General features: G+C 41.1%; 5 protein-coding genes. 1 reads left to right on the top strand and 4 read right to left on the bottom strand.

The annotated features are described in order from the left end of the window. Window positions 1-201: 201 nt before the first annotated feature. From ABF638_RS36570 to ABF638_RS36555, 4 genes are all read right to left on the bottom strand, one after another. On the bottom strand, window positions 202-843 hold the full coding sequence (locus ABF638_RS36570; protein WP_069074105.1) for a GNAT family N-acetyltransferase: 642 nt from the start codon (window positions 841-843) through the stop codon (window positions 202-204). 56 nt (window positions 844-899) lie between these two features. Continuing rightward, window positions 900-1,730, bottom strand: a complete 831-nt coding sequence (locus tag ABF638_RS36565; RefSeq protein ID WP_435027647.1) for a PD-(D/E)XK nuclease family protein — start codon at window positions 1,728-1,730, stop codon at window positions 900-902. A 90-nt stretch (window positions 1,731-1,820) separates the two neighbouring features. Further along, window positions 1,821-2,045, bottom strand: a complete 225-nt coding sequence (locus ABF638_RS36560) for a hypothetical protein (protein ID WP_420761282.1) — start codon at window positions 2,043-2,045, stop codon at window positions 1,821-1,823. Window positions 2,046-2,161: 116 nt separating this feature from the next. Next, window positions 2,162-2,398, bottom strand: coding sequence for a hypothetical protein (locus ABF638_RS36555; protein ID WP_420761281.1), 237 nt, complete (start codon window positions 2,396-2,398; stop codon window positions 2,162-2,164). Between the two features lie 603 nt (window positions 2,399-3,001). Here ABF638_RS36555 and ABF638_RS36550 point away from each other — a divergent pair. Then, on the top strand, window positions 3,002-5,192 hold a 2,191-nt coding region (locus ABF638_RS36550; protein ID WP_435027648.1), incomplete at its 3' end, for an NB-ARC domain-containing protein.

Genomic DNA, 5,192 nt, shown 5'->3' with positions numbered 1-5,192 from the left:
AGTGCTGCGAAGATGCCTAGAGGCTGGGAACCAGTCAGAGCAAGGGCTGTATCTTTTCTTAGTGCCATTCGGTTAAAAACCCTTGATTTTTCACGCTTTCCACGGAGGTAGACTTGATTTGTGTAGTCGCGAATTCTTTCGCCTAATACTTTTCAAACCCAGTCCCCAATCCCCAGTCCCCAGTCTCTTTTACACATCCTTTTAGATTGGAGATTGATCTTCAGTTGCTTGAGATTCATTCACTAGAGGATTGAGGATGACTTCATTTGCAACACTATCAGGTTTACGGGCACGAATTGCTGGACGCGATCGCCTGTAACCGGCTCTTTCAGCTTTTTGGTGTTCATAATCAATCAATCTGCCATAATATTCGTGCTTGCTTAAATTCATCGACAAGAAAATATGCTGGCGGATATTACCAAAACCTTTGCGACTAAAAAACTTTAATGCTGAAGTGTTGGTTGGGTCAGTGTCTACCAGCATAAACCGCGCCCCATCTTCAATCATCCGGGCGACGACTTTATCAACTAGCTTGTCTGCAACTCCCCGACGCTGATATTTCGGACTAACTCCTAGCCATAAAATATATCCATAAGTCCAGGATGCTTTGGTGATGATGGTTCCTAAAATAAATCCTGCTAATTCTCCATCTGTTTCAGCCACAAGACAGTATTCGGGATCGGTGTTGTAAAGTCCAATCACCTCCCATTCGTCCCAGGTGCGGTATAAATAAGGATATAAATCGCTGGTAAATAAACCTTCTCCCAAGTGGTAAACGGGAGCAATGTCATCAATTCCTAATTCGCGTACATAAATTGCTTCAGTTTCGTCAAAGCTTGACATAAATTTATATTAATTTTTAATTTCTTTATACCTCTATTGGATTTTACAAACATCCTCTAATGTATGGGGTTGAGTGAGACTTCTGGAATGCTGTCAAAATTTGGTAATGAGTCTTTTACTGCTTCTTCAATACCTTGTGTGCGTAGTTTACCGTCGTAGGCATCGCACCGTTTGGCAAACTGACAATGATCACAAGTTTTGCTACCCTCCACCACTTGAGGAAACTGCTGGTTATTTTGGTAATCTTCCAACAAATTAGTTAACTGGCTTAACAGTTGATTAAGTCTCTTTGCTGTTCGTGTGTGTTGAGCAGTATTGTAATTAAATTTAATATTTTGCGGCTTGCCCTCAGATTGGACAAACCAGTAAGTCATGGAAATATTGTCTGGCAAATAGTCGCTAGTTTCAGCCAATACATACAGATAAAGCCGTGTTTGCCAGTTGGATTCTAACTGGCGTTTGTTGGGTGGTTTAGGATAAGTTTTCCAGTCGAGAATTTGTGCTTGTTGGTTATCTGCAATCAATAAATCATAGATAACCGACAGCAAATAGTCCTGAACTTGCAGAGTTCGGTAGTGTTCACTTTCACGGAAAGTTTGATTATCAGATGCAGGTGTTAAGATTTCTGGGGCTGCATCGGCAAAACCTAGCATCCAGCTTTGCAGTTGAGCATCTGCTTGCAGGAAACTATCAATTGGCAAACCCATTTCTCGCTGTTGCATTAGCAAGTGAAAGCGACTACCCAAAGTTAGCCGTTCTTCTTGTTCTGGATTTGAGGGCGAATTGAGTTTTTCTAGGTAAGTGTGTTGAAATTTACGCGGACAAGTTTCTAGTAAGTTGAGTTGTCCTTGAGACAGTCGCAGTAGTTGAGTGGGAGTTGACAGCATTCTTCTATTTTAGAGGTTAAAAGGGCGAATGACCTTCGCCCTGGCTCTAAGTTGACACCCAAAGGAGAACTGCTATAGTTCTCATGTCTGCTATTTCAACTCGTCATCATCTGCTTCATCTTGATGATTAGAATGTCTCGTCTTTCCTTGGGATTTGATGGAGCCAAAGCTGTAAGCCATAGCTATTTTAACGATGTCAAAATATGCTGGGTGATTAGCTTTGTTAACAATTGCCAAAGAGATAGATCCCGCCACTAAGATGACTAAGATTGGCGAAAGTGGTTCTCCCCCAAAGCCGTTGTTGTTATTTGGCATGATATAATCTCCTAGTGGTAAGCCTTGGGCTAAACTTGCATTTAACCCAAGAGAGTTGATTAAACTTCACTACGAACCTAAAATTGCAATCTAGCTGGTGATAAGTGGGTGAAAAATTATCCCCAGGACTCAACCACGATCGCGATCGCAAATAGACAAAATAGAGATACTGCTACCCTTGCAAACCATATCCACAAACTTGCGGATAAAAGGATTCCAACTATCGAGACCGCACCAAAAACGTGAGACACAACAAAGGCGACTGCAACGCCCAGCAGTACCAGCAGAAAAAACTTGAGTCCTTTACCAGTCCAATTGAGCAGCATATTATTGTCGTCTTTTAGAATTTTCATAGTTTTTGTCCTTGTAATTAGAGTTGAATCAAGGGCGCAAGCGCATCCTCAACTACTCCAAAGCAGAAGCAAATATTTATAGCTTTGCTCCTAGCTAGTTAAGTTACGCAGCAGTCCTATAAAATCTGAGTGAAATTGAAATGCCAACAATGGTGGTCTTAATATTTACAGATGATGAAAATTAAACTCCTCAAGAAATTTTTCAATATCTGGGAAATCGGAATTTAGATGCTCAATGCCCGTAATGACGCATAACGTCCAGTTACGTGCATCAACCCCTAAAATGAATGTAATTTTTCAAGACCAAAGACTTTCAACATTTACTGTCTCTGCATTGGCAGTTCCAGCGTTTTTACCGTTGACACACTAAGCTTCTTTGAGTTAACAATTAACTCACTAAGTTACTAAATGTATTTACTTAGACTCACTTTAAAGTAACTTGGTGAGGTTGTCAAGCTAACAACAAGAGAAATTCAGACACTGGTTAAAAATAACAGTTTCCTAACAATAGGATAGATATTATAAGTCTTTATGTTACTCTCGATAGATGATTTTCTCACCTAGTGAGCTAACATTGTGAGTGTAGTTAGTCTTAATTTGTACATGAGTGCGATTCCCCAAGAATTTCTTTTAGTTGCAGCCGAAGAACGGTGCTTGTCTGGCAGCGAGAAAGAAGTTTTTTTGTATGCTATGGAGGGAAAACCGCCAAATGCGATCGCCGAAAAATTGGGTATCAGTGCCGAAGCGGTACGCAAAAGATTAAGTGAAGTTTATAAAAAATTCAATGTGGGTGGTGGTGGCCCCGGTAAACTCACTAAGTTACAACAAGTGATTGATTGTGAGTATCAAACATCTTCGGTGACAGAAGAACAAGAGCAAATGACCAACAAACGCCTTGATTGGGGGGAAGCACCTGAAGTTTATCTTTTTTATGGGCGTGCAGACGAATTATCTCAACTAAAGCGCTGGGTAGTTAAAGAACACTGCCGACTCATAGCACTACTGGGTATGGGGGGAATCGGCAAAACAGCCTTGTCTGTGAAGCTAGCAAACGAAGTTCAGGAGAATTTTGACCACATCATTTGGCGAAGTCTTCGCAATGCTCCACCTGTGCAAGAGATGTTGAGAAATCTGATCCGATTTGTATCTGATGAGCAAGAAAAGGATTTGCCAGAAACTGTAGATGCTCTAATAACCCTGTTAATTCATTATTTACAAGAGCATCGTTGTCTTGTGGTCTTGGATAACGCAGAGACAATTTTGCAAGCAAGTGCGAGTGTGCCTCCTGCCAAAGAGGTACGGGCTGGACAATACAGAGAAGGATTTGAAGGTTATGGTCAACTACTCAGACGCATAGGAGAGGAATTTCATCGCAGTTGTTTGGTAATGACTTCACGAGAAAAACCGAAAGAATTTGCACCTTTAGAAGGAGAAACATCACCAGTTAGAATCCTAACATTAGGAGGCTTAGGGCACATAGAAGGGCAAGAAATTCTGAAAGATAAAGGCTTATCTGGCTCAAGACAAGATTGGAGCCAACTAATTAACAAATATTCAGGTAATCCTTTGGCATTAAAACTGGTATCTGAGTCAATTCGGGAGTTATTTGGCGGTGATATTGCTGTTTTTCTGAATGAAGGAGAGATAATTTTTGGCGATACTCGTGACTTATTAGATCAGCAATTTGAGCGCACCTCCGAGTTAGAAAAAGAAATCATCTACTGGTTGGCAATCAAGCGTGAGTTAGTTTCCCTAGATGAATTGTTAGATGATATTGTGCGTCCCTTAGCAAAACGGGAATTGCTGGAAGCTTTAGAATCGCTACGCAGGCGATCGCTAATCGAGCAAAAACTAGAACATAAAACTCCTCAGTTTACTCTCCAGCCTGTAGTTATGGAGTATATTACCGAGCGACTCATTGAACAGATTACTCAAGAAATTTATACAGGCGAGATGGCACTATTTATGAGTCATGCTCTAATCGGAGCTACTGACAAAGATTATGTCAGGAATACTCAAGTTCGCTTCATCCTCCAGCCAGTTATAGAAAATTTACTAAATATTTTTAGATTTCCTAGAATTATCACCGAAAAGCTCACTCAAATTTTAGAGAATATCCGAGCAAAATCATTTGTTCAGCCAGGATATGCAGGCGGTAACGTTCTTAATTTACTTTGCCACCTTCAAGTTGATTTAAGCGGCTCTAACTTTTCGCATCTGGCTATTTGGGAAGCTTACTTGCAGGGCGTGAATTTACATCATGTCGATTTGGCTGATTCTGATTTATCCAAATCAGTTTTTACGGAAAAGTTGGGTAGTATTTTGTCGGTGGCATTTAGTCCCAATGGAAAACTTTTGGCTACAGGCGATGCCGATGGTGATGCTCACTTATGGCAAGTGGAAGATGGAAAGCGACTTTTTACCTGTAGCGGACATAAAAGTTGGGTACGCTCCGTAGCCTTCAGTCCCAATAGTCAAATATTGGCAAGTGGTAGCGAAGACCAAACCGTAAAGCTATGGGATGTGCAAACTGGTAAATGTCTCAATACTTTACAGGGACATACCAGTTGGATTTGGTCAGTAGCCTTCAGTCCCAACGGTCAAATATTGGCAAGTGGTAGCGAAGACCACACTGTAAAGCTATGGGATGTGCAAACTGCTAAATGTCTCGACACTTTACAGGGACATACCAGTTGGGTTCGCTCAGTTATCTTCAGTCCTAATGGTCAAATATTGGCGAGTGGTAGCGAAGACCACACTGTAAAGCTATGGGATGTGCAAACTGCTAAATGTC

The organism is Nostoc sp. CALU 1950 (genome assembly GCF_051172895.1).
GTDB lineage: Bacteria > Cyanobacteriota > Cyanobacteriia > Cyanobacteriales > Nostocaceae > Nostoc > Nostoc edaphicum_A.
The sequence above is the reverse complement of the archived record's forward strand: the minus strand, read 5'-3'. Positions and strand labels throughout refer to the sequence as shown.

Excerpts from the sequence above, each read along its gene's own strand:
- ABF638_RS36570 (WP_069074105.1), bottom strand. The coding sequence starts at position 843 with ATGTCAAGCTTTGACGAAACTGAAGCAATTTATGTACGCGAATTAGGA.
- ABF638_RS36555 (WP_420761281.1), bottom strand. The coding sequence starts at position 2,398 with ATGAAAATTCTAAAAGACGACAATAATATGCTGCTCAATTGGACTGGT.
- ABF638_RS36560 (WP_420761282.1), bottom strand. The coding sequence starts at position 2,045 with ATGCCAAATAACAACAACGGCTTTGGGGGAGAACCACTTTCGCCAATC.
- ABF638_RS36565 (WP_435027647.1), bottom strand. The coding sequence starts at position 1,730 with ATGCTGTCAACTCCCACTCAACTACTGCGACTGTCTCAAGGACAACTC.